The 26,071-nt window shown below is 65.3% G+C and carries 25 protein-coding genes and 2 tRNA genes; 21 read left to right on the top strand and 6 right to left on the bottom strand.

Features of this window, described 5'->3' with window-relative positions:
• The first annotated feature begins 5 nt into the window (after nucleotides 1-5).
• The 3 genes from A7V84_RS08850 to A7V84_RS08840 all read left to right on the top strand — a co-directional run bounded on the left by A7V84_RS08850 (nucleotide 6) and on the right by A7V84_RS08840 (nucleotide 3,227).
• Nucleotides 6-1,265: a D-amino acid dehydrogenase gene (locus A7V84_RS08850; RefSeq protein WP_025513220.1), complete on the top strand. Its 1,260-nt coding sequence runs from the start codon at nucleotides 6-8 to the stop codon at nucleotides 1,263-1,265.
• A 79-nt stretch (nucleotides 1,266-1,344) separates the two neighbouring features.
• Nucleotides 1,345-2,076 carry a zinc ribbon domain-containing protein gene (locus A7V84_RS08845; RefSeq protein WP_025513221.1) on the top strand — a complete coding sequence of 244 codons (732 nt, stop codon included), beginning with the start codon at nucleotides 1,345-1,347 and terminating at the stop codon, nucleotides 2,074-2,076.
• A gap of 230 nt (nucleotides 2,077-2,306) precedes the next feature.
• A complete protein-coding gene (locus tag A7V84_RS08840) occupies nucleotides 2,307-3,227 on the top strand; it encodes a fumarylacetoacetate hydrolase family protein (protein WP_063491776.1) in 921 nt (306 codons plus the stop codon).
• Between the two features lie 110 nt (nucleotides 3,228-3,337).
• On the opposite strand, the gene A7V84_RS08835 is transcribed toward A7V84_RS08840, so the two are convergent.
• The gene (locus tag A7V84_RS08835) at nucleotides 3,338-4,330 is read right to left on the bottom strand and encodes an Lrp/AsnC family transcriptional regulator (protein WP_025513223.1); all 993 of its coding nucleotides are present in this window, start codon (nucleotides 4,328-4,330) and stop codon (nucleotides 3,338-3,340) included.
• 79 nt (nucleotides 4,331-4,409) lie between these two features.
• Here A7V84_RS08835 and A7V84_RS08830 point away from each other — a divergent pair, with 79 nt between their 5' ends.
• On the top strand, nucleotides 4,410-5,714 hold the full coding sequence (locus A7V84_RS08830) for an MFS transporter (RefSeq protein WP_025513224.1): 1,305 nt from the start codon (nucleotides 4,410-4,412) through the stop codon (nucleotides 5,712-5,714).
• A gap of 116 nt (nucleotides 5,715-5,830) precedes the next feature.
• Nucleotides 5,831-7,258: an amidase gene (locus tag A7V84_RS08825; protein WP_063491775.1), complete on the top strand. Its 1,428-nt coding sequence runs from the start codon at nucleotides 5,831-5,833 to the stop codon at nucleotides 7,256-7,258.
• Nucleotides 7,259-7,317: 59 nt separating this feature from the next.
• Here A7V84_RS08825 and A7V84_RS08820 read toward each other — a convergent pair whose 3' ends face one another.
• Nucleotides 7,318-7,707, bottom strand: coding sequence for a nucleotide pyrophosphohydrolase (locus A7V84_RS08820; RefSeq protein ID WP_082833057.1), 390 nt, complete (start codon nucleotides 7,705-7,707; stop codon nucleotides 7,318-7,320).
• Nucleotides 7,708-7,974: 267 nt separating this feature from the next.
• Here A7V84_RS08820 and A7V84_RS08815 point away from each other — a divergent pair, with 267 nt between their 5' ends.
• Both A7V84_RS08815 and A7V84_RS08810 read left to right on the top strand, forming a co-directional pair.
• Nucleotides 7,975-8,745: an acetoacetate decarboxylase gene (locus A7V84_RS08815; RefSeq protein ID WP_025513227.1), complete on the top strand. Its 771-nt coding sequence runs from the start codon at nucleotides 7,975-7,977 to the stop codon at nucleotides 8,743-8,745.
• A gap of 14 nt (nucleotides 8,746-8,759) precedes the next feature.
• A complete protein-coding gene (locus tag A7V84_RS08810; RefSeq protein ID WP_063491774.1) occupies nucleotides 8,760-9,542 on the top strand; it encodes a 3-hydroxybutyrate dehydrogenase in 783 nt (260 codons plus the stop codon).
• Nucleotides 9,543-9,727: 185 nt separating this feature from the next.
• Here A7V84_RS08810 and A7V84_RS08805 read toward each other — a convergent pair.
• Together A7V84_RS08805 and A7V84_RS08800 are read right to left on the bottom strand one after the other, a co-directional pair.
• Nucleotides 9,728-9,801, bottom strand: a tRNA-Gly gene (locus A7V84_RS08805).
• Nucleotides 9,802-9,887: 86 nt separating this feature from the next.
• A complete protein-coding gene (locus A7V84_RS08800) occupies nucleotides 9,888-10,268 on the bottom strand; it encodes a VOC family protein (RefSeq protein WP_033535544.1) in 381 nt (126 codons plus the stop codon).
• 118 nt (nucleotides 10,269-10,386) lie between these two features.
• Between A7V84_RS08800 and trmB the strand changes: the two genes are divergently transcribed.
• The 4 genes from trmB to lysM all read left to right on the top strand — a co-directional run bounded on the left by trmB (nucleotide 10,387) and on the right by lysM (nucleotide 12,900).
• The gene (trmB, locus tag A7V84_RS08795) at nucleotides 10,387-11,166 is read left to right on the top strand and encodes a tRNA (guanosine(46)-N7)-methyltransferase TrmB (protein ID WP_025513624.1); all 780 of its coding nucleotides are present in this window, start codon (nucleotides 10,387-10,389) and stop codon (nucleotides 11,164-11,166) included.
• Between the two features lie 23 nt (nucleotides 11,167-11,189).
• Nucleotides 11,190-12,134, top strand: a complete 945-nt coding sequence (gene pip, locus A7V84_RS08790) for a prolyl aminopeptidase (RefSeq protein ID WP_025513630.1) — start codon at nucleotides 11,190-11,192, stop codon at nucleotides 12,132-12,134.
• Between the two features lie 2 nt (nucleotides 12,135-12,136).
• Nucleotides 12,137-12,337: a sulfur carrier protein ThiS gene (thiS, locus tag A7V84_RS08785; protein WP_025513632.1), complete on the top strand. Its 201-nt coding sequence runs from the start codon at nucleotides 12,137-12,139 to the stop codon at nucleotides 12,335-12,337.
• Nucleotides 12,338-12,453: 116 nt separating this feature from the next.
• Nucleotides 12,454-12,900 carry a peptidoglycan-binding protein LysM gene (gene lysM, locus A7V84_RS08780; RefSeq protein ID WP_025513634.1) on the top strand — a complete coding sequence of 149 codons (447 nt, stop codon included), beginning with the start codon at nucleotides 12,454-12,456 and terminating at the stop codon, nucleotides 12,898-12,900.
• 154 nt (nucleotides 12,901-13,054) lie between these two features.
• On the opposite strand, the gene ffh is transcribed toward lysM, so the two are convergent.
• Nucleotides 13,055-14,458: a signal recognition particle protein gene (ffh, locus tag A7V84_RS08775; RefSeq protein WP_025513636.1), complete on the bottom strand. Its 1,404-nt coding sequence runs from the start codon at nucleotides 14,456-14,458 to the stop codon at nucleotides 13,055-13,057.
• A gap of 105 nt (nucleotides 14,459-14,563) precedes the next feature.
• Between ffh and A7V84_RS08770 the strand changes: the two genes are divergently transcribed.
• The 4 genes from A7V84_RS08770 (at nucleotide 14,564) to A7V84_RS08755 (ending at nucleotide 16,965) form a co-directional block, all read left to right on the top strand.
• Nucleotides 14,564-15,406 (top strand): cytochrome C assembly family protein, encoded by an 843-nt coding sequence (locus tag A7V84_RS08770; RefSeq protein WP_025513638.1) that lies wholly within the window; start codon nucleotides 14,564-14,566, stop codon nucleotides 15,404-15,406.
• 6 nt (nucleotides 15,407-15,412) lie between these two features.
• Entirely contained in the window at nucleotides 15,413-15,661 is a 249-nt protein-coding gene (locus A7V84_RS08765) for a PP0621 family protein (RefSeq protein WP_025513639.1), read from the top strand.
• A 69-nt stretch (nucleotides 15,662-15,730) separates the two neighbouring features.
• A complete protein-coding gene (gene ampD / locus A7V84_RS08760) occupies nucleotides 15,731-16,324 on the top strand; it encodes a 1,6-anhydro-N-acetylmuramyl-L-alanine amidase AmpD (protein WP_063491773.1) in 594 nt (197 codons plus the stop codon).
• A gap of 20 nt (nucleotides 16,325-16,344) precedes the next feature.
• Nucleotides 16,345-16,965 (top strand): glutathione S-transferase family protein, encoded by a 621-nt coding sequence (locus A7V84_RS08755; protein WP_025513644.1) that lies wholly within the window; start codon nucleotides 16,345-16,347, stop codon nucleotides 16,963-16,965.
• 73 nt (nucleotides 16,966-17,038) lie between these two features.
• Here A7V84_RS08755 and htpG read toward each other — a convergent pair whose 3' ends face one another.
• Nucleotides 17,039-18,931, bottom strand: a complete 1,893-nt coding sequence (gene htpG, locus A7V84_RS08750) for a molecular chaperone HtpG (RefSeq protein ID WP_025513646.1) — start codon at nucleotides 18,929-18,931, stop codon at nucleotides 17,039-17,041.
• Between the two features lie 176 nt (nucleotides 18,932-19,107).
• On the opposite strand from htpG, the gene A7V84_RS08745 reads away from it, so the two are divergent.
• From A7V84_RS08745 to A7V84_RS08720, 6 genes are all read left to right on the top strand, one after another.
• Nucleotides 19,108-20,502: a uracil-xanthine permease family protein gene (locus A7V84_RS08745; protein WP_025513648.1), complete on the top strand. Its 1,395-nt coding sequence runs from the start codon at nucleotides 19,108-19,110 to the stop codon at nucleotides 20,500-20,502.
• 174 nt (nucleotides 20,503-20,676) lie between these two features.
• The gene (locus tag A7V84_RS08740) at nucleotides 20,677-22,200 is read left to right on the top strand and encodes a catalase (RefSeq protein ID WP_082832957.1); all 1,524 of its coding nucleotides are present in this window, start codon (nucleotides 20,677-20,679) and stop codon (nucleotides 22,198-22,200) included.
• A gap of 119 nt (nucleotides 22,201-22,319) precedes the next feature.
• Entirely contained in the window at nucleotides 22,320-22,940 is a 621-nt protein-coding gene (locus A7V84_RS08735; RefSeq protein ID WP_081977020.1) for an ankyrin repeat domain-containing protein, read from the top strand.
• Nucleotides 22,941-23,021: 81 nt separating this feature from the next.
• Nucleotides 23,022-23,106 (top strand) — tRNA-Leu (locus A7V84_RS08730).
• Between the two features lie 279 nt (nucleotides 23,107-23,385).
• A complete protein-coding gene (locus tag A7V84_RS08725) occupies nucleotides 23,386-23,706 on the top strand; it encodes a nucleotide pyrophosphohydrolase (RefSeq protein WP_049076465.1) in 321 nt (106 codons plus the stop codon).
• Entirely contained in the window at nucleotides 23,703-25,925 is a 2,223-nt protein-coding gene (locus A7V84_RS08720; RefSeq protein ID WP_063491771.1) for a DNA/RNA helicase domain-containing protein, read from the top strand. Before A7V84_RS08725 ends, A7V84_RS08720 begins: the two co-directional genes overlap by 4 nt.
• The last annotated feature ends 146 nt before the right edge of the window (nucleotides 25,926-26,071 follow it).

Genomic DNA, 26,071 nt, shown 5'->3' with positions numbered 1-26,071 from the left:
CCCCTATGAAGACCCTCGTTCTTGGCGCAGGCGTGGTCGGCCTCACGACCGCTTACTACCTGGCCCGTGAAGGCCACGAAGTCGAGGTGGCGGAACGCCACGCCGGCCCCGGAATGGAAACCAGCTTCGGCAATGCCGGGGGCCTGTGCCCCAGTTTTGCCGCGCCCTGGGCCGCCCCCGGCATGCCCTGGAAAGTGCTGAAGATGGCCCTCAAGGCCGATGCGCCGGTGCGCTTCTCGCTGTGGCCCGATCCGGTGCGCCTGCGCTGGGTGCGCCAATGGCTGCAGCAGTGCAACGCGCCGCGCTTTCGCATCAACAAGCTGCGCATGCAGCGCGTGGCTCACTACAGCCTGGCCTGTCTGCGCGAGCTTATCGCCGACACCCCGCTGGCCTTCGACTTCCATGCAGGCGGCGTGCTGCAACTGTTCCAGACGGGGGCCGAATGTCGCCACGGGGATCTCTCGGCCAGCGCCCTGGCCGAACTGGGCATCGAGCACCGGGTGCTCGACGGTACGCAGGCCCGGCAGGTCGAGCCCGCCTTGTCGCAGGCCACGGCACCGCTGGCCGGCGCACTACATCTGCCGGCCGACGCCAGCGGCGACAGCCACCTCTTCTGCCAGGCCCTGAACGCCTGGCTGCAGACACAGGGCGTGCGCTTTCATTACGGCACCACCATCGAACGCCTGCGCCATGAAGGCGGGCGCGTCACCGGCGCGGACAGCAGCAGCGGCCCCCTGCTGGCCGACGCCACTGTCGTCGCCCTGGGCAACCAGGCGCCCGCGCTGCTCGCGCCGCTTGGCGTGAAACTGCCGGTCTATCCGCTGAAAGGCTTTTCCATCACCGCCCCCATCCTCGATAGCGCGCGGGCGCCCACCCTGTCGATCATGGACGAACACAACAAGGTCATGATCTCCCGGCTCGGCTCGCGCCTGCGCGCCGCCGGCATGGCCGAACTGGTCGGGCACGACCTGACCCTCAACCCGGCCCGCAAAGCCACCCTGATCCGCGCCGTGCGTAGCCTGTTCCCCGATGGCATCGACTACAGCCAGGCCACCTTCTGGGCGGGCCTGCGCCCCATGACGCCCGATGGCCCGGCCATCCTGGGCCGCTGTGGCTGGGAAGGCCTCTACCTCAACAGCGGCCACGGCTCCAACGGCTGGACCCAGGCCTGCGGCACCTCCCGCGTGGTCGCCGATCTGGTCTGCGGCCGCCAGCCCGCCATCGACCTCGACGGCCTGACCCTGGAACGCTTCGCACGCCGCTAGGTTTGCATCCTGCCTTTTCCGGGCAGCCACCGTTCAATCGTGGCACAACGATATCGCCGTGACTCCGGAGGGAAGAACCATGGATCTACAGAATGGCAACACCGTGCACACACTTCAGCACTGCACGGTGCTGGGCGCCAGCGGCTTTCCCTTCGCAATCGGAGAGACGATCTCCCTAGCGTTCGACCAAACCGCCGTCGCCTGTCTCGGCATTCGCCACACCGCCCGGTTTCTGCTGCTCGAACTGGCTGATTTCAGCATTGGCGGCCCCGGCACGGTCGCCAGTGGCGGCGGCTTCGTCGGAAAGGGTATCGACACCGAAGGAAGGGTGATCGCCGGCCTGCTCAATCAGCTCACCGCCAAGACCAAGGTCCATACCTTTCTGACCCTCATCACCCATTTTGGCGAACTGCATTTGCACTATGACGCTCAGGATCCTGCGTCCCTGAGGATACAGCTGGCCCAGGTGTTCACCACCTTGAGGCGTCAGAATCCCGCTTGGCGCCATGAACGCCTGCAGGCGATCGCGCTTCAGGTAGAACTGGGCAAACTGAACGCGCAAGATGCCGAACCGCTTCGCAGCCGCCTGGACGCCCCGCCCGACTGGGCTGCGATGCAGGCACAGGAACAGGCCGCCGCGCAGAGCCGCGCCCAGACCCAGCACCTCTTGGAAGGACAGTTCCTGGCGCAAACCCCGCAAGGGCTTTGCCCCAATTGCGACAAGACAATCCCGCTAACCAGCGAGACCTGCCCTTTCTGCAATGCCAACTTCGGGCAATACGCCTCCTGGAAAGTGTTGCCGCTTCTCTGAACGCCGCGGGCTTGCCCGCCCCCCTTCACACCCGATGCCACATTGCGCTGCATAAGCGGCAATGCGCAGGCTTGCGCTCGCCGTCCGGCAAGCATCGCCTCAAGAATATGCTGCATTGCCATTCTGAACACAGCATAGTAATCTTGCATACAAAACAAGATCATCGAATACAAAACAACTTCACCCAGCAAGCCCTGCCCCCGGCGGCCAGGCACAGGAGACAACGCCCCATGAAGCTACTGACATTCGCCCATGACAACTCGACCCGTCTGGGCGCCCTGCTCGATGACGGCAAGGTGATCGACCTGACCCAAGCCTGGTCGCAACACCCGCATGCGCTGTCGCAGAGCCCCGCGCCGCGCCAGGCAGGCGACATCATCGACCTGGGCGATGCCGCCATCGCCGCCCTGGACAGCCTGCTGGAACAGGCGCAGGCCAGCGGCCACCCGCAGGCCGTCGAGGCCGCCGGGCTCACCATCCTTGCCCCGATTCCCCGCCCGCGCAAGAACATCTTCTGCGTCGGCCGCAACTACCGCGCCCACATCGTCGAAGGCAATCTGGCGCGCGGCCAGCCGGCCGACCAAATGCCCAAGGCCATGGAGATCTTCAGCAAGCCGCCCACGGCGGTCAGCGGCCACAACGCGCGCGTCAGCCGCCACGGGCAGATCTCCAAACTGCTGGACTACGAAATCGAACTGGGCATCGTGATCGGCAAGGCCGGGCGCGACATCCGCCCGGAAGACGCGCTGGACCACGTCTTCGGCTACACCATCGTCAATGACATCACCGCACGCGACCTGCAGGCCTTGCACGGCCAATGGTTCAAGGGAAAATCGCTGGACGGCACCTGCCCGATCGGCCCGGTGATCACGCTGGCGCGCGCCATCCCCGCGCCCAACGCCCTGAGCCTGGAGCTCGAAGTCAACGGAGAGAAGCGCCAGTCGGCCAACACCTCCGACATGCTGTTCGATATCCCGGCGATCATTGCCATCCTGTCGCAAGGCATGACGCTGGAGCCGGGCGACATCATCGCCACAGGCACCCCCTCGGGCGTCGGGCTCTCATTCAAGCCGCCGCGCTCGCTGGAAGCCGGCGACACCATCAAGGCCCGCATCGAGTCCATCGGCGAGCTGGTCACCCATATCGTGTAAGGAGGCAATCATGCGCAGGCACGCCCATGCCTGCGCAATGCCCTGGCTCAGCCGGAGCACATGGATCTGGCTACGTTTCACCGACGCGCGAGACAAGCACGGCCACACGCTTAGATCGCGCCCCCCTCGGCGCGCACGATGCCGCAACGCTTGTGCGCCCGCATGACGACCGCCACATCGCTGTTGAGCACGCCATCCATCTCGCCCAGCCGGCGCGTTACGACGTCCCAGAGCTGCGTGCTGTCGCGGCACAGCACATGCCAGAAAAGCTGTGACGGGCCGCTGGTGCCGAACAGGCAGCGGGTATTGGCATCCCGGGCCAGGTGTGCCGCCAGGGCGTTGACCGCTTGCGGGCGCACCTGCACCGAGACCACCGCCTCGACCGGAAAGCCCACCAGCGCAGGCTCGACCTCGACCCGCAGCGACAGCGCGCGCCGCTCGAGCAGCCCCTGCAGCAGGCGCTGGGCGGTCGGCTCGCTGACTCCCGCATGCTCGGCCAGTTCGGCCAGGCTGGCGCGGCCATCGCGCTTGAGCCAGGCCGCCATGCGCTGCTCGGTTTCGTTCAGGGGGGCCGGCGGGCTCGCCGGCGCGGCCCCCGGCTCGGGCTCGCCCTGCGACTGGATGCGCCATTGCCCGGCGCGGCGGAAAGAACGCAGCACCAGACGCGCATCGACATGTTCCACGCCAGCCATGGACGGCAGGATACGCGTCACCAGTTCCGGCATGTCGGCCTCGTCGGCCAACGTCAGCTCGGCCATCAGATCGGCCGAACCGGCCAGCGTCACGACCAGCTGACAGTTCTCCAGACGCGCCAGCTCTTCGGCCACCTCCGGCACCCGCCCGGCCCGGCAGCGCATCCAGGCGTGCAGCACCACGCCCCGGCCCGCGGCCAGCGGATCGGTCTCGGCGATCACGCGCAAGGCATCAGCCTCCAGCAGGCGCTTGATGCGCCGCGCCACGGTGCGCTCGGCGATCCCGGCTGCCGCCCCCAGCTCGCGCCAGGAGGCGCGCGGGTCGGCCTGCAGTGCAATCAGGCACGCCAGATCGGTATTGTCCAGGGCCGGCATTAAGGGCTTACCCTTACTTGACGTGACTATATCCATCAAATTAACTTTGCGAAATTGCTAAAAACATAAACTTTAGCTTTAATTTTGTCGAAAAATAAATTGCTTTGAGGATTCCATGAGCAGTCCCTCCCAACACCCGAGCGCCACGCAGGGGGCCGCAGCTGCTCCCGTGTCACGCGCCCGCACCATCCTGGCCGGTAGTGTAGGCAATGCCGTCGAATGGTTCGACTGGACCATCTACGCCTCCTTTGCCATCTTTTTCTCCAGCCAGTTCTTCCCCGAGGGCAATGAAACCACCGCCCTGCTGGCGACCTTCGGCATTTTTGCCGTGGGCTTCTTCATGCGTCCGGTGGGCGGCTGGCTGCTGGGGATTTTCTCCGACCGCTACGGCCGCAAGGCTGCCCTGGGCCTGACCATCCTGATGATGGCGGGCGGCTCGCTGATCATCGCCGTCACGCCCACCTATGCAACCATTGGCCTGGCCGCCCCGCTGCTGCTGACCGCCGCGCGCCTGCTGCAAGGCCTGTCGCTGGGAGGAGAGTATGCCTCGGCCACGACCTTCCTGGCAGAAATGGCGCCGCCCAAACATCGGGGCTTTTTCTCCAGCTTCGTGTTCTTCAGCGCCGCCGTCGGCATCCTGGCCGCCTCGGCCGTGGGCTGGATCCTCACCTCCACGCTAAGCAAGGCCGACATGGCCGCATGGGGTTGGCGCATCCCCTTCGTGCTGGGCGCCCTGGGCGGCCTGGCGGGCCTGTGGATCCGCCGCTCCATCCCCGAAACCGAGGCCTTTGCCGAAAGCAAGAAAGCCGGCGTGCAGAAGCAGCCGCTGCGCACCCTGCTGCGCGAACACCCGGTGGAGGTCCTGCGCATTGTCGGCTTCTCGATTCTGACGACCTTCGCGTTCTACATCTTCGTGGCCTATGTGCCCACCTACGCGATCCGCCACGTCCAGGCAGACCCGAAGGTGGCCTTTGCCGCCAACACCGTGGCCCTGATCGTCTTCATGCTGGTTCAGCCCCTGTTCGGCGCGCTCTCGGATCGCATCGGCCGCAAGCCGCAGCTGATCGTCTTCGCCGCCGGCTATCTGCTGTTCTTCTATCCCCTGATGAACACCCTGGGCCCCACCTTCGGCTCCATTCTGCTGGTGGAACTGTTCGGTCTGGTGCTCTACGCCATGTACACCTCCATCGCGCCGGCCATCATGTCCGAACAGTTCCCCACCAGCGTGCGCGCCGTCGGCATCGGCACGCCCTACAACCTGGTGGTGGCCTTGCTGGGTGGCACGACGCCCTACCTGCTCACCTGGCTGCAGAGCAATGGCCTGGAGCGCTGGTTCTTCTACTACGTGCTGGCAGGCGCGGTGATCACCCTGGTGACCTTCATCCGCATGCCCGAGACCGTCGGCCAGAAACTGCGTTGACCCGCCTTCGCATCGCCCGGCCTCGCGCCCGGGCTGCGGCCCGCCGTCTCCCCACGGGAAGGACGCCGGGCCGCGCACAACCCGCTGCGCGGGTTTTGTCATTTTCAGGAAACTCCATGTCAGAACAAGAAACCGCCCTGCATTTCCGAGACGCGCTTGAGATCGGCCGCGAGATCCGTCAGGGCCGGCTGAGCGCGCGCCAGGTCGCCACCCACTTTCTGGACCGCATCGAACGCGCCACGGCGCTCAATGCCTACAGCGTGGTCACAGCCGAGCGCGCCCTGGCCCAGGCCGAGGCGGCCGACCGCCTGCTGGCCGCCGGCATCGTGCTGGGCCCGTTCCACGGCGTGCCCGTGGCGGTCAAGGACAGCATCCAATGGGAAGGCACCGAGGCGACGCTGGGCTCGCAGGCCCGGGTCGGCCAGATCAGCACGGACACCGCCGCCGCTGTGCGCCTGCTGGCCGCGCAAGGCATGGTCGTGCTGGGCAAGACCCGCATGACCGAATTCGCCTTCGGCCTGTCGGGGCAGAACGCAACCCAGGGCACGGCGCGCAACCCCTGGGACGCCAGCGTGGCGCGGGCGCCGGGCGGCTCCTCCAGCGGCAGCGGCGTGGCCGTGGCCGCCGGGCTGGCCCCGATTGCCCTGGGCGGCGATACCGGCGGCTCGGTGCGCGCGCCTGCCACCCTGAACGGTCTAGTCGGCTACAAACCCTCCACCGGCATGATCAGCCGCGCCGCCAGCCTGCCGCTGTCACACACCCTGGACGTGCTGGGGCCGCTGACCCGCAGCGTCGCCGACGCCCGCCGGTTCGCCGCCGCGCTGTCCGGCCCCGACATCGACGATCCCGCCACCCTGGATATGCCGCCGGCCTGCGTGGCCGCGCTGCGCCAGTCGGCCGCCCCCATGACCGGCCCCGTCGCCGTGCTCGCCCCGCAAGCCTGGCCGGCCAGCCTGGACGCCGCCACCCAAGCCCTCTGGCAACAGGCCCTGGATCGCCTCGAACACGCCGGCCTGGAGCTCTGCCCGTGGCAACCGCCGCCCGAGCTATCGTTCGAACGCATGGCCGAAGACAACTCGCTGGTGCTGGCCTACGAGGCCTACCGCTATTACGGCAGCCTGGCCCGCGACCCGGAGCAGCCTCTGTGGCACATCGTGCGCGAACGCATTGCCGCCGGCGGCCGCATCGACACCGCCAGCTACCACGCCGCCCTGCAGCGTCGGGGGGCCGACATGCTCGCCTTCGCGCGTGCCATGTACGGCCACGCCGCGCTGCTGATGCCGGCCTGCGATCAGGCCGCCCAGGCCCTGGATGCCGACGACCTGCGTCACGCCGGCCTGGGCAAGCTCCTGCGCCCCGGCAACTTCCTGGGTGCCGCTGCCATTTCGCTGCCCAGCGGCTTTGATGATCAGGGGCTGCCCAGCGGGATCCAGCTCATGGCTCCACACAGCTGTGACGCCGCCCTGCTGGACAGCGCCCGCATCATCGAAGACATCCTCGCCGTGGCCAGGCGCCATCCGGACCTGTCGGCCTGGGGCCTGTAGACGACAAAAAAACGGCGGCAGGCATCAGGCCTGCCGCCACCGCCCGGCACAATCCGCAGCTACAGATCGCGATACTTGCTCCGGGACCCGCGGCTTTGCGCCACCGGGTATTTCAAGGCATTTTTGCGCAACTTCTGCGCCACCGCCGCGTTCATATCCACCCCCAGCACCGACGCCAGCCGCAACAGATACATCAACACGTCGGCCAGCTCATCCTGCACCGCCTGCGCCGTCTCCTCAGCGCGCGCCGCCTCACGCGACTGCGCCTCGGTGAGCCACTGAAAAATCTCGTTCAGTTCGCCCACCTCGCCGGTCAGCGCCATGACCAGATTCTTGGGCGAATGAAACTGCCCCCAATCGCGCTCCTGGGCAAACTGCTCAAGCGCCTGCGTCAAACGCGCCGCATCGATCCATGGTCTGTCGTCCTGCCTGTCCTGCGTCTGCGTCATCAAAGCCTCCCGCCTCGCGCCCCGCCCGAAGCCGGCAAGCGCCCAAATGACCAGTATCCCATGCAGCTTGCGGGCTTGCGGCATACGCCGCCCAGGCAAGCCGGCAAGCCCATCGGAACACCGATTTTCGATCTGTCCGAATTGCGGAAATCCACGCGTGGGCATCGGCCGCTGACGGTTAAATCCCTATAACAGTTCCATCCACAGGGTTGGCGATCCTCATGCTTTCTTGCAGCAGGTCACCCGCCCATCAACAGGGAGAGCACCGTGAAGATCGCTGACGTGCGCGCCAAGGCATTTGCCATGCCATTGAACAATCCCGCGTATCCGAAACCGCCCTATAAGTTCTACAACCGCGAGTTCTTCGTCATCACGTATCGCACCGACCCGGAGCGCCTGCGCGCCGTCGTCCCCGAACCGCTGGAGGTGGTGGGCGATACCGTGTCCTACGAATTCATCCGCATGCCGGACTCCACCGGCTTTGGCGACTACACCGAAACCGGGCAGGTGATCCCGGTCCGCTTCACCACCCCGTCGGGCGAGGTCCAGGAGGGCGGTTACGTCCATGCCATGTATCTGGACGACAACTCGCCGATCGCTGGTGGGCGTGAAATCTGGGGCTTCCCCAAGAAGCTCGCCACCCCGAAGCTGCGCCACGAGCAGGAAACCCTGGTCGGCACGCTGCATTACGGCTCGGTGCTGTGCGTCACCGCCACGATGGGCTACAAGCATCGCGCGCTGGATCTGGCGCCGGTAGCCAAGGCGATGGCCAGACCCGCCTTCATGATCAAGATCATCCCGCATGTCGACTGCACGCCGCGCATCTGCGAACTGGTGCGCTACTACACGGAAGACGTCACGCTCAAAGGGGCCTGGGAAGGCCCCGGCGCCCTGCAGCTGTTCGAGCACGCCATGTGCGACGTGGCCCATCTGCCGGTGCGCGACATCGTGCGCGCCACCCACTACATCGCCGACCTCACGCTCGGCCTGGGCGAAGTGGTGTACGACTACCTGGCCGACGGCTCCCCCCGCTCCTGAAAGGAAACCGCATCATGAATCGATTTGACGGAAAAGTTGGCCTCATCACCGGCTCGGCCAGCGGCATCGGCAAGGAAATCGCCCTGCGCTTCGCCGCCGAAGGCGGCATCCCGATCATTGCCGACCTCAACCTGGCCGCCGCCCAGGCCACCGCTCAGGCCATCCAGGCCAGCGGGGCAGAAGCCTTCGCCGTGGCCATGAACGTAACCGACGAAGCGCAGGTGGAAAAAGGCGTGGCCGACGTCATCGCCAAATACGGCAAGATCGACATCCTGGTCAGCAATGCTGGCATCCAGATCGTCGAACCCTTTGTCGACTTCCCCTTCGCCGACTGGAAAAAGCTGCTCTCCATCCACCTGGACGGGGCGTTTCTCACCACGCGCGCCTGCCTCAAGCACATGTATGCCGCCAACTTCGGTCGGGTGATCTACATGGGATCGGTGCACTCCAAAGAGGCCTCCAAACTCAAGGCGCCCTACGTGACGGCCAAACACGGCCTGATCGGGTTGGCCAAGGTCCTGGCCAAGGAAGGCGCCGAACACAACGTCACCGCCAACGTGGTCTGCCCCGGCTTCGTGCGCACACCGCTGGTCGACAAGCAGATCCCCGAACAGGCGCAGGAACTCGGCATCACCGAAGAGGCCGTCATCAAAACCGTCATGCTCAAGGAAACCGTCGACGGCCAATTCACGAGCACCGATGACGTCGCCGATGCCGTATTGTTCTTTGCCGCGGCCAAGAACAACGTCCTGACCGGCCAATCCCTGGTCGTCAGCCACGGCTGGTTCATGCAGTAAACCCGCCGCTTGCCCGGAGCATTGCCCATGGCTCCTGTCCTGGCGCCGGCCCTGGCAGGGCAGGGCAGGCGTCAAGGGCAGGCCCGCGACGGCGCAAGACGACGCGACCCGCGCAGTGGCGCAAGGCAGGCCTGCGGATATCGATCAAGCGGAGGATTGCCCTGGAACCAAGGCCTTGGGAAAGATGGAGCGGGTGATGGGAATCGAACCCACGCTTGAGGCTTGGGAAGCCGCCGTTCTACCATTGAACTACACCCGCCCTGAAGGGCTGGCGCCAGGCGGATCGGCAAGGCCGATGCTGGCGCAGGCGAGCATTATAGCCTGGGTTTTGGCCGCTGCGCGGCCTTATTTGGCAGGCTCGGAAATTTCAATGAGGTTGAGATCGGGGTCGCGCAGGTAGATGGAGCGGATCGGGCCGGTCGCGCCCGTGCGCCGCACCGGGCCTTCGATGATGGGGATGCCCTTTTCCTGCAAACGCCCGATGACGTCATCCAGCGGGATCGCGGCGATAAAGCACAGGTCGAGCGCGCCGGGCACCGGCAGGTGGGCCTTGGGCTCGAATTCATGGCCTTTGACGTGCAGGTTGATTTTCTGCTGCCCGAACCGGAACGCCTTGCGCCCCTGCCCGAAGGTTTCCAGCGCCATGCCCAGGCCATCGGTATAGAAAGCGATGCAGGCCGCTTCGTGGCCGGTGGTGAGAACGAGGTGGTCCAGGTGGTCGATCATGGCGCAATCCATACGAACATTCGGTCAAGCGCCATCTTAGCGCCCCCGGCCGTGTGTCCCACTACAATCCGGGGTTGTGACTTTGCCTTGTGCGGGCCGCTTGCCCGCGATGATTCCCATGACGACCCCCAAATCCCCTGACGCCCAGCCCGCCCAAGACGCGGCGCCCTCCCTGACGCCGTCGACCGAGGCCGCGCTCGCGCCGGCCGCCCATGCGCCGGCCAGCCCCGGCGCCACGCACATCCGCAGCTTCGTGCACCGTCGCGGCCACATCACGCCGCGCCAGCGCGACGCGCTGGAGCAGTTGATGGGGAAGTGGTCGATCGCCTATGCGCCGCGCGTGCTGGATTGCAGCGCCGCTTTCGGGCGCGAGGCCCCGACCATCCTGGAAATCGGCTTCGGCATGGGCGAGACCACCGAGAAAATCGCGCTGGCCCGCCCGGAAGACAACTTCCTGGGCGTGGAAGTGTTCAATGCGGGCGTGGGTTCAATGCTGCATCGCATCGAGACCAGCCAGTTGAACAATGTGCGCATCATCCAGCACGACGCTGTCGAGGTCGTGCGTGACATGATCGCGCCCGACTCGCTGGCCGGCGTACATGTCTACTTCCCTGATCCGTGGCCCAAGAAGCGCCACCACAAGCGCCGCCTGCTGCAGCCGGCCTTCGTGGCGCTGCTGGCCAGCCGCATCCGCCCGGGCGGCTACCTGCACTGCGCCACGGACTGGCAGGATTACGCCGTCCAGATGCTGGACGTGCTCAGCGGCGAGCCGCTGCTGGAAAACACGGCGACCGACTACGCCGAGCGGCCCGCCTACCGCCCCCAGACCAAATTTGAAACCCGCGGCCTGCGTCTGGGCCACGGAGTCTGGGATCTGGTGTTCAAGCGCAAGGGCTGAAGCCCGCTGACGGAGGCTGCGTCATGCTCTACCCCCCGATCGAACCCTACCGCCACGGCATGCTGGATACCGGCGACGGCCACCAGGTGTACTGGGAGCTCTGCGGCAACCCGCAGGGCAAACCGGCTGTCTTTCTGCACGGCGGCCCGGGCAGCGGCTGCTCGCCGGTGCATCGCCAGCTGTTCGACCCGCAGCGCTACCACGTGCTGCTGTTCGATCAACGCGGCTGCGGCCGCTCGCTGCCCCACGCCAGCCTGGAAAACAACACCACCTGGGATCTGGTGGCCGACATCGAGCGCCTGCGCACCGAAGTCATGGGCGTCGAACGCTGGCTGGTGTTCGGCGGCTCATGGGGATCGACCCTGGCGCTGGCCTACTCGCAGACCCATCCCGAGCGCGTCAGCGAGCTGGTGGTGCGCGGCATCTTCACCCTGCGCCGCGCCGAAGTGCAGTGGTTCTACCAGGAGGGCGCCTCCTGGCTCTTTCCCGACCGCTGGGAAGCCTACCTGGAACCCATACCGCCCGAAGAGCGCGGCGACCTCGTGGCCGCCTATCGCAAGCGCCTGACCAGCGACGACCGCGAGACGCAGCTGCGCGCCGCGCGCGCCTGGAGCGCCTGGGAAGACCATACGATCACCCTGCTGCCCAGCCCGCGCCACCAGCAAAGCCACGCCGCCGACCAGTCGGCGCTGGCCTTCGCGCGCATCGAGAACCACTACTTCACGCACGGCGGCTTCATGGAAGAAGGCCAGCTGCTGCGTGACGCGCACAAGCTGCGCGGCATTCCCGGCACCATCGTGCAGGGGCGCTACGACGCCTGCACCCCGGCGCGCACTGCCTGGGAACTGCACCGCGCCTGGCCCGAGGCCCAGTTCCACCTCGTTCCCGACGCCGGCCACGCCTTCGACGAGCCCGGCACCCTGGCCCGCCTGCTGGAGGCCACCAACCAATACGCAAGCAAGGATTGATTATGCAGATCACCCTTAATGGCCAGCCGCATGAGCTGGCTGCCGCCACCACCGTCATCGGCCTGCTCGAAACCCTGGGTTACGCCGGCAAGCGGGTCGCCGTCGAACGCAACGGCGAGATCGTTCCCAAAAGCCAGCACGGCGCCACCGCGCTGGCCGCCGGCGACCAGATCGAAATCGTGGTGGCCGTGGGCGGCGGCTGAGCCGTCGCTAGCAAGCTGTTACAACCTCGATGCGCAGCTGCCTTGGCAGCATGCTCATAATCCCCCTGGGGCGCCGCCATGCGGCGCATTCATCACCCTCAGAAAAAGGACATGACATGGGCCTGCTCAGTTTCATCAAGGATGTCGGCGAAAAGCTCTTTGGCGCCAGCGAAGCGAAAGCCGCAACCGCCGAAGAACTGCAAAAAGAACTGGACAAGCACGGTTTGTCGGCCAGCGACCTGAAGATCAGCGTCGAAGGCGACACCGTCACGGTCTCGGGCGAAGCCGCCTCGACCGAAGACGCCGAGAAAATCGCCCTGGCGCTGGGCAACACCGTTGGCGTGGCCAAGGTGGACAACCAGCTGCACGCCAGGCAGGCCAGCGCCGAGGCCGTGATGTACACCGTCCAGAAGGGCGACACCCTGTGGAAGATTGCCGAAACCCAATACGGCAAAGGCAAGGGCGCCCAGTACACGGTGATCTTCGAGGCCAACAAGCCCATGCTCAGCCACCCGGACAAGATCTACCCGGGCCAGGTGCTGCGCATCCCGCCGCTGGCCTGAGCCCCGCTCGCGGCACAGCAAAAAGGCCAGACCGCAAGGTCTGGCCTTTTTCATGATGCGACGGCGCAGGCCGTTAACGGGCGATCTCGCGCGGCAAGGCCACCGGCGCATGCCAGCCCGGACCGCCCCGGGCCCGGACATCGCCATTGCCGGATCAGCGACCGAAGCGGCCCAGGCCCTTCAGGCCGCCCATGGCGCGCATCATCTTGGCCATGCCGCCCTTTTTCATCTGCTTCATCATGCCCTGCATCTGCTCGAACTGATTCAGCAGACGGTTGACCTCCTGCACCGGCACGCCGGCGCCGGCCGCGATGCGGCGCTTGCGCGAGGCCTTGATGAGCTCGGGCTTGGCGCGCTCGCCCGGCGTCATGGAGTTGAGGATGCCCTCGGTGCGGCGCAGCTGCTTTTCCGCCTGCCCGCCCTGCATCTGGCTGGCCGCCTGCTGGAACTGCGCCGGCAGCTTCTCCAGCAGCGAGTTCATGTCGCCCAGCTTCTTGACCTGGCCGAGCTGCTCGCGGAAGTCGTTCAGGTCGAACTTGTCGCCCGACTTGATCTTCTGGGCGAATTTCTGCGCCTCGGCGATGTCAATGTTCTTCTGGGCCTGCTCGACCAGCGACACGATGTCGCCCATGCCCAGCACGCGCTGCGCCATGCGTTCCGGGTGAAAGGGCTGCAGGCCATCGAGCTTTTCCGACACGCCGACGAACTTCAGCGGCTTGCCGGTAATGTGGCGCACCGACAGCGCCGCGCCGCCCCGCGCATCGCCGTCCAGCTTGGTGAGCACCACGCCCGTCAGGGGCAGCGCCTCGGCAAAGGCACGCGCAGTGTTGACCGCGTCCTGGCCTTGCATGGCATCCACCACGAACAGGGTTTCCACCGGTTTGACCAAGGCATGCAGCGCGGCGATCTCGCGCATCATGGCCTCGTCGATACCCAGGCGGCCAGCCGTGTCGACGATCAGCACGTCATAGTGGTGGCGGCGCGCATGCTCGACGGCATTGCGCGCGATGTCCTCGGGCTTCTGGCTCGTGTCAGAGGGCAGGAAATCCACGCCGACCTGGGCCGCCACGGTTTTCAACTGCTCGATGGCCGCCGGACGATACACGTCGGCCGACACCACCAGCACCTTCTTCTTGCCGGTCTTGCGGCCGTTCTGGACGTGCTCGCCCTCGGCGAGCCAGCGGGCCAGCTTGCCGGTGGTCGTGGTCTTGCCAGCGCCCTGCAGGCCGGCCATCAGGATGACCGCAGGCGGCTGCACCGCCAGCGACAGTTCGCCGCTGGTCGCGCCCAGGTCGCCGCCCATCAGCGAGGTCAGCTCCTTGTGGACCACGCCCACCAGCGCCTGGCCGGGGGTCAGGCTGCCGGCCACCTCCTCGCCCAGGGCCTTTTCTTTGACGCGCCCCACAAAGTCGCGCACCACGGGCAGCGCCACGTCGGCCTCCAGCAGCGCCATGCGCACTTCGCGCAGCATCTCCTGGGTGTTGGCCTCGGTCAGGCGGGCTTCGCCGCGCAGCGTCTTTACGACGCGCGACAGGCGTTGGGTCAAGTTATCGAGCATGAGAGGCGTTTCCGCTTAAACTAGTTGATTGAACGGGACCACCGGCCCCAACCAGGCCGCCAGCGGGCGACAATCGCCCGGGGTCCCACCCAGACAACGGTTTTTATGTCATCAGGCATTGTATTTCACGCGGTGGCCGCACTGGTCTATACCGTGCTGGCCGCCTCGATGTGGCGCCGCCTGCAACAGGCCGGCAGCATCGAACAGACCGGCAGGATCACCCGGTTCTGCCTGCTTGGCGCCCTGATCGTGCATGGCTACGCCCTGCGCGAAGCCATGCTAGGGACACATCATATCTTCATTGGCTGGGCCCTGGCCCTGTCGGCCGCCATGTGGCTTGGTCTGATGATGTACTGGCTGGAGAGTCTTTTCATCCGCATTGACGGGGTGCAACTGCTGTTGCTGCCGGCCGCGGCCGTGGTGACGTTGCTGGCCGCCCTCTTTCCGCAGGGCGTGGATGTCCCCCACGTGGGCAACCCCTGGCTGCGCATCCACCTGCTGATCGCCCTGGCCGCCTACGGCCTGATCACCATCGCCGCGCTGCACGCCATGCTGATGGCCCTGCTGGACCGCCACCTGCACCGGCCCCTGGACGCGCCAGCCGCGCGCAGCATCCTGGGCCGCGTACTCGACGCCCAGCCGCCGCTGCTGGTGCAGGAGCAACTGCTGTTTCGCATCATCTTCATCGGCTTCATCGCCCTGACGCTGGCGGTCGGCACCGGCTCGGTCTCGTCCATCCTCCTGACCGGCAAGATCCTGCCCTTCGACCACAAGACCATTTTCACCCTGCTGTCCTGGCTGACCTTCGGCGTGCTGCTGCTGGGCCGGCACATCCGGGGCTGGCGCGGCCGCGTGGCGCTGCGCTGGACGCTGGTCGGCTTTTGCTTTCTGATCCTCGCCTATACCGGCACGCGCTTCGTGCTGGAAATGATTCTGCAGCGGAGCTGACCCGGCATGGGAAAAATCCTCTTCTGGCTGATCGCCATTCTCGTCGTGCTGACGCTCTGGCGCATGCTCAACGCGCGCGGCCAGAAACCGCGCACCTCCGATGCCAGCGCCCGCAAGCCCGGCGGGGCCGCCGCAGAGCCCATGGTGCGCTGCGCCCACTGCGGCATCCACCTGCCGCGCTCTGAGGCCCTGCAATCCCAGGGCCAGACCTGGTGCAGCCAGGAACACGCCCGCCTGGGAGCGCGTCAGCCCTAGCCGGCGCGCCGTAGGCAGGGCCGCGCAAGCCCGGCATAATGCCGGATTGCCCTTGCGTCTGTTTCCACCATGAACCTGCCGCCTCTGGACCGCCACGGCTGGCTGCCCCGCGCGCCCGGCGTGACCCGCCTGCCCTCGCCCAACGTCGATACCCGCCCCGCCGGCACGGCGGTCAGCCTGCTGGTTGTGCACAACATCACGCTGCCCCCCGGCGAATTCGGCCGGCCCGGCAAGGCCAGCTACGTGGCCGACCTGTTCCTGAACCGGCTGGATCTCGACGCCCATCCCTGGTTCGCACGCCTGGCCGGGCTGCGGGTGTCGGCGCACTTCTTCATCCGGCGCGACGGCAGCATCATGCAGTTCGCCTCGGTGCACCAGCGCGCCTGGCATGCCGGCGTATCGCGCTTCGAAGGCCGCGAACGCTGCAACGACTTCTCCGTCGGCGTCGAGCTCGAAGGCACTGATACCTTGCCCTATACCGACGCCCAGTACGCCACGCTGGCGGCGCTGGCGCGCCAGTTGCGCACCCGCCTGCCCATCCGGGCCGCGCGGGGCCACGAACACATCGCCCCGGGCCGCAAAACCGATCCCGGGCCCGCATTCGACTGGCCGCGCTTTGCCCGGGCGGCCGGTTTCCTGCGGCGCCAGATACCGCCGCGCTGACCGCTTCGAGGACCGACACAATGCTGAAAATCTGGGGACGCCTGAGTTCCGTCAACGTGCAGAAAGTCATGTGGGCCGTGCGCGAGCTGGCGCTGCCGCATACCCTGACCGAAGTCGGCGGCCGCTTCGGCGGGGTGGACACCCCCGAATACACCCGCATGAACCCCAACCAGCTGGTGCCGGTCATCGACGACGGCGGCTTCGTGCTGTGGGAGTCCAACGCCATCGTGCGCTATCTGGCGGCACGCTACGGCTCGGGCACGCTGTCGCCGGCCGACGTCTGCCTGCGCGCCGACGCCGACCGCTGGATGGACTGGCAGGCCACCGAATGGCAGCCCGCCATGCGCACGGCCTTCCTGGAACTGATCCGCAAGCCCGAGGCCGAACGCGACCCCGCCGCCATTGCCGACTCGCTGCAGGCCGCCGAGCGCTACGCGCTGCGCCTGGACGCCGCGCTCAAGGGACGTGACTTCATCAGCGGCACCCAGTTCACCATGGGCGACCTGGTGCTGGGCTGCGCGGCTCACCGCTGGCTGGGCCTTCCGGCCGAACGCCCGGCCACGCCCCACCTCTCGGCCTGGTACCGCCGCCTCATGATGCGCCCGGCCGTCCAGGGCGTGCTGACCCTGCCGCTCGCCTGAACCCCGGCCAGCCCCTCAGACAAGAAAATGGCCCCTTGCGGGGCCATTTTCATGGGTCGCCGGGAAACCCCGCTCAGACCTTCAGGAGCAGCGCGTTCAGGCGCTTGACGAAACCCGCCGGGTCGGCGATCTGGGCGCCTTCGGCCAGCAGGGCCTGATCCAGCAGCAGCTGGGCCCAGGCGTCGAAATCCGGTTCGGCCACGTCGCGGATACGCGCGATCAGGGCGTGCTCGGGGTTGATCTCCAGCACCGGCTTGACCTCGGGGGCTTCCTGGCCAGCGGCCTTCAGCATGCGCAGCAGATGCGGGCTGAGTTCGTTCTGGCCCACCACCACGCAAGCCGGCGAGTCCACCAGACGCAGCGTCACGCGCACTTCCTTGACCTGCTCGCCCAGCGCCGCCTGCAGGCGCTCGACCAGCGGCTTGAAGGCCTCGGCCACCTCGGTCTGCTTCTGCTTCTCGGCGTCATCGGCCAGATCGGCCAGGTCCAGGCCGCCCTTGGCCACCGACACCAGCGACTTGCCGTCGAATTCGCGCAGATGCGAGAGCATCCACTCGTCCACGCGATCCCACAGCAGCAGCACCTCGATGCCCTTCTTGCGGAAGATCTCCAGGTGCGGGCTGTTGCTGGCTGCCGAATAGCTGTCGGCCGTCACGTAGTAGATCTTGTCCTGGCCTTCCTTCATGCGGCCCAGGTAATCGGCCAGCGTCACCGTCTGGCTGGCGCCCTCGCCCTGCGTGGAGGCAAAGCGCAGCAGCTTGGCGATGCGCTCCTGGTTGGCCGGGTCTTCGCCCACGCCCTCCTTGAGCACCTGGCCGAACTCGTTCCAGAACACGCCGTAGTCTTCCTGGCGGTTCTCGGCCAGATCTTCCAGCAGCGACAGCACACGCTTGGCCGAGCCCTCGCGGATGGCGCGCACATCGCGGCTTTCCTGCAGGATCTCGCGCGAGACGTTCAGCGGCAGATCGGCCGAATCGATCACCCCGCGCACAAAGCGCAGATACGTCGGCAGCAACTGCTCGGCGTCATCCATGATGAAGACACGCTTGACGTACAGCTTCACGCCCCGGCGCGCATCGCGATCCCAGAGGTCGAAAGGCGCATGGCGCGGCACGTACAGCAGCTGCGTGTACTCGCTGCGGCCTTCGACGCGGTTGTGCGTCCAGGCCAGCGGGTCTTCGAAATCATGCGAGATGGTCTTGTAGAACTCGCGGTACTGCTCGTCGGTGACCTCGTTCTTGGAGCGGGTCCACAGGGCATTGGCCTGGTTGACGGTTTCCCATTCGTCGCGCTTGACCTGCTCGCCCTTGTCGGCATCCCACTCTTCCTTCTGCATCAGGATGGGCAGGGAGATGTGGTCGGAGTAGCGGCGCAGGATCTCGCGCAGCTTCCAGCCGCTGAGCAGATCGTCTTCATCGGCACGCAGATGCAGCGTCACGTCGGTGCCGCGGCTGCTCTTTTCCGCCGTGCCGATGGAGAACTCGCCCTGGCCGTCGGATTCCCATTGCACGGCCTCGTCGGCGCCGGCACGACGGCTCACCACCGTGACCTTGTCGGCCACGATGAATGACGAATAAAAGCCCACCCCGAACTGGCCGATCAGCTGAGCGTCCTTTTGCTTGTCGCCGGTCAGTTTGGAGAAGAACTCGCGCGTGCCGGAACGGGCGATGGTGCCCAGGTTGGCGATGGCTTCCTCGCGCGACAGCCCGATGCCGTTATCCGAAATGGTGATGGTGCGCGCGGCCTTGTCATAGCTCACGCGGATCGCCAGCTCGCTGTCGCCAGCCAGCAGCTCGGGCTGGTCGATGGCCTCGAAGCGCAGCTTGTCGCAGGCGTCGGAGGCGTTCGAGACCAGCTCGCGCAGAAAGATTTCCTTGTTGCTGTACAGCGAATGAATCATCAGGTGCAGCAACTGCTTGACCTCGGCCTGGAATCCCAGGGTTTCGGGCTTGGCGTTTTGGCTCATGGTTGTAAGCGATAGGTAGACAAAGAAAAAAGGCGGTCATGCCGCCGCGCATCCCAGGCACGTGGGGACGGCCGCGCCGATTTCAAGGCCGCCGCCGGAGGCCGCGCGCGCCCTCTTTTCGCAGGCCCGCTAAAATCCCGCACTTCGATCCGCAAGCCCGCTCTTTTTTCGCAACCATGAGCCCCGCCCAACCTGACTCCTCCGCCCATCCGGCGCAGCCCGCGCCCGAACTCATCTACGGCCCCGACGACCGCCCCTCGGCCCCCGTCACGTTCATCGCCGCCCTGCAACACCTGCTGGCCATCCTGGTGCCCATCGTCACCCCGGGGCTGCTGATCTGCCAGGCGCTGGGTGTGCCCAGCCGCGACACCACCCTGATCGTGTCCATGTCGCTGGTCATCTCCGGCATCGCCACCTACGTGCAATGCCGCCGCTTCGGGCCCTTCGGCGCCGGGCTGCTCATCGTGCAGGGCACCAGCTTCAACTTCGTGGGCCCGCTGATTGCCGGCGGCAGCATCATGGTCAGCCAGGGCACGCCGGTCGAAACCGTGATGGCGGCCATCTTTGGCGTGGTCATCGCCGGCTCCTTCGTGGAGATCGGCGTCTCGCGCATCCTGCCCTTCATCAAGCGCCTGGTCACCCCGCTGGTGACCGGCATCGTGGTGCTGCTCATCGGCCTGACCCTCATCAAGGTCGGCCTCATCAGCATGGGCGGCGGCTTCAGCGCCATGAAAAACGGCACCTTCGCCAACACCGAGAACCTGCTGCTGTCCGGCCTGGTGCTGGGCACCATCATCGTGCTCAACCGGGTGCCCGTGGTCTGGGTGCGCAGCGCCGCCCTGGTGATCGCCCTGGTGCTGGGCTACCTGGCCGCCGCCGCCATGGGCCGCCTGGACCTGTCCATCGCGCGCGAGGCCGCCCTCTTTCAGGTGCCCATGCCGCTGCACTTCGGGCTGTCGTTCTCGTGGTCGCTGTTCGTGCCCATGCTGATCATCTACCTGGTGACCTCGCTGGAAGCCATCGGCGACATCACCGCCACCAGCCAGGTCTCGCGCCAGCCGGTGCAGGGGCCCGTCTGGATGCAGCGCATCAAGGGCGGCGTGCTGGTCAACGGCGCCAACTCGCTGCTGGCGGGTGTCTTCAACACCTTTCCCAGCTCGGTCTTCGCCCAGAACAACGGCGTCATCCAGCTCACCGGCGTGGCCAGCCGCCGCGTCGGCATCTGGATCGCCGCCATGCTCATCCTCCTGGGCCTGTTCCCGTCGGTCGCCGCGCTGCTGCAGGCCGTGCCCGAGCCCGTGCTGGGCGGCGCCGCCATGGTGATGTTCGGCGCGGTCGCGGCCTCCGGCATCAACATCCTGGCCGGCACCCGCCTGGACCGCCGCGCCCTGCTCATCATCGCCGTCTCGCTGGCGCTGGGCCTGGGCGTATCGCAGGTGCCCGAGTTCCTGGCCCACATGCCCCACGCCCTGCAAAACGTGCTGGAGTCGGGCGTGGCCACCGGCGGCATCTGCGCCCTGCTGATGAACTGGTTCCTCCCCGAAAGCCGTCCCCAGGCCCAGGCAGCCTGACCCGGCGCATAAGACCAGACTGATTCGTTCCCGAGGCCGCGGCCGGCGCCAAGCCGGCCCGCCCCTCGGGCGAAACAACGGCATAGCCAGCCGCTATCGCGGCCACACAAAAAAACCATCAAGCCGAATAACCCTGCTCGCTATGTTGGCACTCCTTTCAACAAGGAACCCACCATGAGCAAGACTTCTGCTTTCCTGGGCCTGGCCGTCAGCGCCACGCTCTGTACCACTGCCCTGGCCCAGACGCCCACCCTGACCCGCGACAACGGCGCGCCGGTCGGCGACAACCAGAACTCCCAGACCGCAGGCCCCAATGGCCCCGTGCTGCTGCAGGACGTCCAGCTGCTGCAGAAGCTGCAACGCTTTGACCGCGAGCGCGTGCCCGAACGCGTGGTGCACGCCCGCGGTACCGGCGCCTACGGCGAATTCGTCGCCCTTGAGGACCTCTCCGACCTGACCCGGGCCGAACTCTTCCGCAAGGATGTCAAAACCCCCGTGTTCGTGCGCTTCTCCTCGGTGGTGCATGGCCTGCAATCCCCCGAAACCCTGCGCGACCCACGCGGCTTCGCGGTCAAGTTCTACACCACCCAGGGCAACTGGGATCTGGTCGGCAACAACTTCCCCACCTTCTTTATCCGCGACGCCATCAAGTTCCCGGACATGGTGCATGCCTTTAAAACCGACCCCAGCACCAACCTGGACGACGACCGCCGCCGCTTCGACTTCTTCGCCTTCTTCCCCGAAGCCACCCGCACGCTGACCCAGCTCTACTCCAACGAGGGCACCCCGGCCAGCTACCGCCAGATGGACGGCAACAGCGTGCACGCCTACAAGTTCGTCAACGACGCCGGCCAGACCCACTACGTCAAGTTCAACTGGCGTACCCGCCAGGGCCGCAAAAACCTCGACCCCGCCGAGGTCCAGGCCGTGCAGGGCCGCGACTACAGCCACATGACGCGCGACCTCGTCGAGGCCATCGATCGCGGCGATTTCCCCAAATGGGATCTCTACGTGCAACTGCTCAAGCCCGAAGACCTGGCCAAGTTCGACTTCGATCCCCTGGACGCCACCAAGATCTGGCCCGACGTTCCCAGCCGCAAGATCGGCGAGCTCACGCTCAACCGCAACCCGGAGAACGTCTTCCAGGAAACCGAGCAGGTCGCCATGGCGCCCAGCAACCTCATCCCCGGCATCGAACCCTCTGAAGACCGCCTGCTGCAAGGCCGCCTCTTCGCCTATGCCGACACCCAGATGTACCGCATCGGCGCCAACGCCCTGCAACTGCCCGTGAACCGGCCGCGCAACACCGTGCTCACGCGCAACCAGGACGGCACCCTCAACAGCGGCCAGACCCAGGGCAGCGTCAACTACCAGCCCAGCCGGCTCTCGCCGGCCCAGGAAAGCGACGCCGCCCGCGCCACGGCCACCCCCGTGTCGGGCACCGTCCAGCAGCGCGCCATCCAGCGCCAGCAGAACTTCAAGCAGGCCGGCGAACTCTATCGCAGCTACTCCCCCAAAGAACGCGCCGACCTGATCCAGAGCCTGGGCAGCGAACTGGCGCGCGTCAACGAAGACACGCGCAACATCATGCTCTCCTACTTCTACAAGGCCGACCCCGAGTACGGCCAAGGCCTGGCGCGCGTGGCCAAGGCAGACCTGAACAAGGTCCGCGCCCTGGCCGACAAACTCCAGGACTGACCTCCCCGCGCCCGCCCGCCGGGCGCCGCTCCGCAACCCGGCGGCCATCCTGACCCGATGACTGCCTCCCCGCCCCCGGCCACTTCCGCGGGCGGGGCCGCCCTCCCAGCCCTCACGCCATGACCGCCCTACGCCTGCCCCCGCTCCTGCTCGCGCTCGCCACCCTCCTGGCCGCGCCGACGCTCTACGCAGCCGACGCCAACACGCCCGACCCAGCCCCCGCCACCGGCACCCGCCCCCCGCCCGGCGCCGCCCGCGCCACCGTCCCCACCGCCCTGCAGACCGAACTCCAGGCCCGCCTGCGCCAGGCCGCCCGCGACGGCGACATGGACGTCCTGCGCGCCTTCGCCCAGGCCGACACCGACTGGAACGCCCGCGACAGCCAGGGCCGCAGCCCCCTCATCCTCGCCGCCTACCACGGCCAGCTCCAGGCGCTGCGCTACCTCCTCGACCAGGGCGCCGACCCCTGCCAAGCCGACGCGCGCGGCAACACCGCCCTCATGGGCGCCATCTTCCAGGGCGAAAACACCATCGCCCGCCTGCTCATCGACCAGGCCTGCCCCCTCGACCAACCCAACCGCGCCGGCCAGACCGCCGCCATGTACGCCGCCCTCTTCCAACGCCACGACCTGCTCCAGCTCCTCCAGGAACGCGGCGCCGACATGCAAGCCCAGGACCAGCAAGGCAACACCCCCGCCACCCTCGCCCAAGGCCAGCTCAAAGGCCGCCTCTCCCAATAAGCCTCACAAACCGGCCAAGATCACGTATAATTGCCGACTCTCTTCCAGCCTTTCCTGCATCAACAGGACAGCGCATCCCCCGCCCGGGTGGTGAAATTGGTAGACGCAGGGGACTCAAAATCCCCCGCCGCAAGGCGTGCCGGTTCGATTCCGGCCCCGGGCACCATCTTTAAAAATCGCCGGTGTTTGCAAGCATCGAGTGCGATTCGTCACCTCCCTTGATATCAGGGAATCTTCGTGTCGATAAACGCGGATGCCGCTTCTGAGATGGCAAAGGACCGGCGTCCCGACAATATTTACCCTCATCACAACGACGTCACTGCTGCTCAAAAGCGGATAGGCGGGGGCTCCTCTCGTAACGCATCCCGGAAAACTCCAAAAGTGCAACTAAACGCCAAGCGGTCTATCATGCATTCCAACAACATCACATCCGCAAAGACAGGAAATGGAAGAAGTCATTCAGCGGCTACGCCAGTTTCGTGATGAGCGAAACTGGCAACAATTCCACAACCCTAAAGACCTGGCCTTGGCCCTCAGCATCGAGGCAAGCGAACTACTGGAGGTTTTCCTATGGAAACCTCCCGAAGCCGCTGATCGCGAAAGGGTGAAAGAAGAGCTGGCCGATGTCTTGGCTTACGCGCTGCTGCTGTCTGATACGTACAACTTCGACATCAAGAAAATCGTTCTGGAAAAAATCGAAAAGAACGAACTTAAGTACCCCGTACAGAAAGCAAAGGGAACCGCGAAAAAATACAACGAGCTATGACCCAGCCGCATCTTGTCGAAGTGAATCGTTACCGCTTCTCCGTAGAAACGCTGACCGAAATCGAGACCAACGCATACGCAGCGAACGATTGGCCGCTCGTTTATATTCTCAGCGACGGAACGACACGTTGCGCCTACGTCGGCGAGACGACAGACACGCTGGCTCGCCTGGGTACGCATCTCAAACACCCTCAGAAGCGATCATTGACGACGGTACACCTCATCAGCAGCGAACGCTTCAACAAGTCAGCGACTCTCGATATAGAGTCTTCCCTAATAAAGTACATGTCAGCCGATGGCCGATTCAGCATGTTGAACGGCAACCTGGGGCTGAGCAACCACAACTACTATCAGAGGGACGAACTCTATTCCAGGATATTTCGGGAGGCCTGGGACAGGCTGCGCCAGCACGGAATCGCTCAAAGGTCGATCGAGGCCATCGACAATTCTGACGTTTTTAAATACTCGCCGTACAAATCTCTGTCTGCTGACCAACAACAAGGTCTGATCGAGATAATGCACTCGCTGGTTGATCCCCGGCTCAGACATGTCGTGGTCCAGGGAGGCGCCGGAACCGGAAAATCGGTATTGGCAATATTCCTATTCAAGCTCATTCACTCCGACCTTGAGGAACTGGATCTGCGCGAATTTTCCGATGAAGAGAAAAAAGTCCGAGACCTGCTCCGGCAAATCAAGCAGTCTATTCCACAGCCGCGCATGGCCCTGGTGGTCCCCATGAGTTCCTTCAGGAGCACGCTCAAGAAGGCGTTCCGGAACGTTGCGGGCCTACGTCCCGATATGGTGATCAGTCCTTCCGAGCTGACAAAACAGCGCTATGACATCGTCCTGGTGGACGAGTCGCATCGCTTGCGCAAGCGCGTAAACCTGGGAGCCTACTTCGGGAGCTTCGACGCGGCCTGCACCGCGCTTGGACTAGACAAGAATACGTGCAGTGAGGTGGACTGGGTGACGCGCCAGTCAGACAAAGCCATCTTTTTCTACGACCCAGGCCAGAGCATCAAGCCATCCGATGCCGATGCAGCCGACTTCGAGGAGATCAAATCTTCGCCGAACAGCACGGTCATAACACTGGCGTCCCAGTTCCGGGTACGCGCCGGGCAGCACTACGTGCGGTTCGTTGATGATCTCCTGCACATGCGGCTTCCGGCTGACGAAAAGTTCAGCTCCAACAAATATGAGTTTCTGGTTTTTGACGAACTCTCCGACATGGTGAAGGAGATAGGACAAAGAGACGCCAGCTACGGTTTGGCGCGGCTCGTGGCCGGTTACTCCTGGCCCTGGGTCTCCAGAAAGCCCCCTTACCAACATGACATCGAAATCGGTGACGTGCGGCTGCGGTGGAACAGCACTACCGTGGATTGGATCAACGCAAAAGGCGCCGCGGGCGAGGTGGGCTGCATTCATACCACCCAAGGCTATGATCTGAACTACACCGGCGTAATCTTCGGCCACGAAATCCGCTATGACGAAGAGCTGGACCAGATCGTCATTGACCCGCGCAACTATCATGACCGGAACGGTAAGCAGACCATTGAAGATCCGAATGACCTCAAGCAGTACATACTGAACATCTACCGGACCATCATGCTGCGTGGCATACGCGGCACGTTTATCTACGCATGCGACGATAGCTTGAGGCGCTATCTGAAGCGGCACGTGGGAAGCTACAAATCCAACGTCATCGCTTTCCCACAGCCTGGTGGCGAACCCTTGAAACCTTACGTCAACGCGGTCCCGCTCTATGACCTAAGAGCGGCGGCTGGTGGTTTCGGCGCGCTCCAACACGTCAAACACCAACACTGGGTGGCGGTACCAGCTGACATGCCCGTGGGAAGAAATATTTTTGCTTGTCATGTCGTCGGTGAATCAATGAACAAGGTCATCCCCGACGGAGCCATCTGCCTGTTCCGCTTGAACCCCGGCGGCAGCCGGAATGGAAAAATCGTGCTAGTGGAATGCGCCGATACGCAGGACGGCGACGTCGGTTCGCGATACACGGTGAAGGAGTATCACAGCTTCAAGGTACGAACCGAAGACGGGACTGAGAATCAGCAGATCTTATTGAAACCGCGATCCACCAATCCGGACCTGCTTCCGATCGAACTCAACAGGGAAGACGACGAACATCGCTACCGGGTGGTGGGCGAGTTTTTGGGAGTGATCGGCCAGGCGGATTCGAACGGGCGAGCCGCCGATTAATGGACAGACTTCTTGTTCGGTGACATTGGTATTCCGACGTGGTGGCCTCGCCTCTGGCGAGGATTTTTTGTACCCCATTTGGCGCAGGTAATGCCCCCGTTTTGCACGGGTTTCAAAAGTAGAAACTATGCGGCCATGGCCAGCCG

It is taken from the genome of Bordetella trematum (assembly GCF_900078335.1).
In the GTDB taxonomy this organism is placed as follows: Bacteria; Pseudomonadota; Gammaproteobacteria; order Burkholderiales; family Burkholderiaceae_B; genus Bordetella; species Bordetella trematum.
The sequence above is the reverse complement of the archived record's forward strand: the minus strand, read 5'-3'. Positions and strand labels throughout refer to the sequence as shown.

Bases quoted from the DNA above. Each gene is read 5' to 3' on its own strand.
- A7V84_RS08850 (WP_025513220.1), top strand. From the start codon at position 6: ATGAAGACCCTCGTTCTTGGCGCAGGCGTGGTCGGCCTCACGACCGCT.
- A7V84_RS08845 (WP_025513221.1), top strand. From the start codon at position 1,345: ATGGATCTACAGAATGGCAACACCGTGCACACACTTCAGCACTGCACG.
- A7V84_RS08840 (WP_063491776.1), top strand. From the start codon at position 2,307: ATGAAGCTACTGACATTCGCCCATGACAACTCGACCCGTCTGGGCGCC.
- A7V84_RS08835 (WP_025513223.1), bottom strand. From the start codon at position 4,330: ATGGATATAGTCACGTCAAGTAAGGGTAAGCCCTTAATGCCGGCCCTG.
- A7V84_RS08830 (WP_025513224.1), top strand. From the start codon at position 4,410: ATGAGCAGTCCCTCCCAACACCCGAGCGCCACGCAGGGGGCCGCAGCT.
- A7V84_RS08825 (WP_063491775.1), top strand. From the start codon at position 5,831: ATGTCAGAACAAGAAACCGCCCTGCATTTCCGAGACGCGCTTGAGATC.
- A7V84_RS08820 (WP_082833057.1), bottom strand. From the start codon at position 7,707: ATGACGCAGACGCAGGACAGGCAGGACGACAGACCATGGATCGATGCG.
- A7V84_RS08810 (WP_063491774.1), top strand. From the start codon at position 8,760: ATGAATCGATTTGACGGAAAAGTTGGCCTCATCACCGGCTCGGCCAGC.
- A7V84_RS08800 (WP_033535544.1), bottom strand. From the start codon at position 10,268: ATGATCGACCACCTGGACCACCTCGTTCTCACCACCGGCCACGAAGCG.
- trmB (WP_025513624.1), top strand. From the start codon at position 10,387: ATGACGACCCCCAAATCCCCTGACGCCCAGCCCGCCCAAGACGCGGCG.
- pip (WP_025513630.1), top strand. From the start codon at position 11,190: ATGCTCTACCCCCCGATCGAACCCTACCGCCACGGCATGCTGGATACC.
- thiS (WP_025513632.1), top strand. From the start codon at position 12,137: ATGCAGATCACCCTTAATGGCCAGCCGCATGAGCTGGCTGCCGCCACC.
- lysM (WP_025513634.1), top strand. From the start codon at position 12,454: ATGGGCCTGCTCAGTTTCATCAAGGATGTCGGCGAAAAGCTCTTTGGC.
- ffh (WP_025513636.1), bottom strand. From the start codon at position 14,458: ATGCTCGATAACTTGACCCAACGCCTGTCGCGCGTCGTAAAGACGCTG.
- A7V84_RS08770 (WP_025513638.1), top strand. From the start codon at position 14,564: ATGTCATCAGGCATTGTATTTCACGCGGTGGCCGCACTGGTCTATACC.
- A7V84_RS08765 (WP_025513639.1), top strand. From the start codon at position 15,413: ATGGGAAAAATCCTCTTCTGGCTGATCGCCATTCTCGTCGTGCTGACG.
- ampD (WP_063491773.1), top strand. From the start codon at position 15,731: ATGAACCTGCCGCCTCTGGACCGCCACGGCTGGCTGCCCCGCGCGCCC.
- A7V84_RS08755 (WP_025513644.1), top strand. From the start codon at position 16,345: ATGCTGAAAATCTGGGGACGCCTGAGTTCCGTCAACGTGCAGAAAGTC.
- htpG (WP_025513646.1), bottom strand. From the start codon at position 18,931: ATGAGCCAAAACGCCAAGCCCGAAACCCTGGGATTCCAGGCCGAGGTC.
- A7V84_RS08745 (WP_025513648.1), top strand. From the start codon at position 19,108: ATGAGCCCCGCCCAACCTGACTCCTCCGCCCATCCGGCGCAGCCCGCG.
- A7V84_RS08740 (WP_082832957.1), top strand. From the start codon at position 20,677: ATGAGCAAGACTTCTGCTTTCCTGGGCCTGGCCGTCAGCGCCACGCTC.
- A7V84_RS08735 (WP_081977020.1), top strand. From the start codon at position 22,320: ATGACCGCCCTACGCCTGCCCCCGCTCCTGCTCGCGCTCGCCACCCTC.
- A7V84_RS08725 (WP_049076465.1), top strand. From the start codon at position 23,386: ATGGAAGAAGTCATTCAGCGGCTACGCCAGTTTCGTGATGAGCGAAAC.
- A7V84_RS08720 (WP_063491771.1), top strand. From the start codon at position 23,703: ATGACCCAGCCGCATCTTGTCGAAGTGAATCGTTACCGCTTCTCCGTA.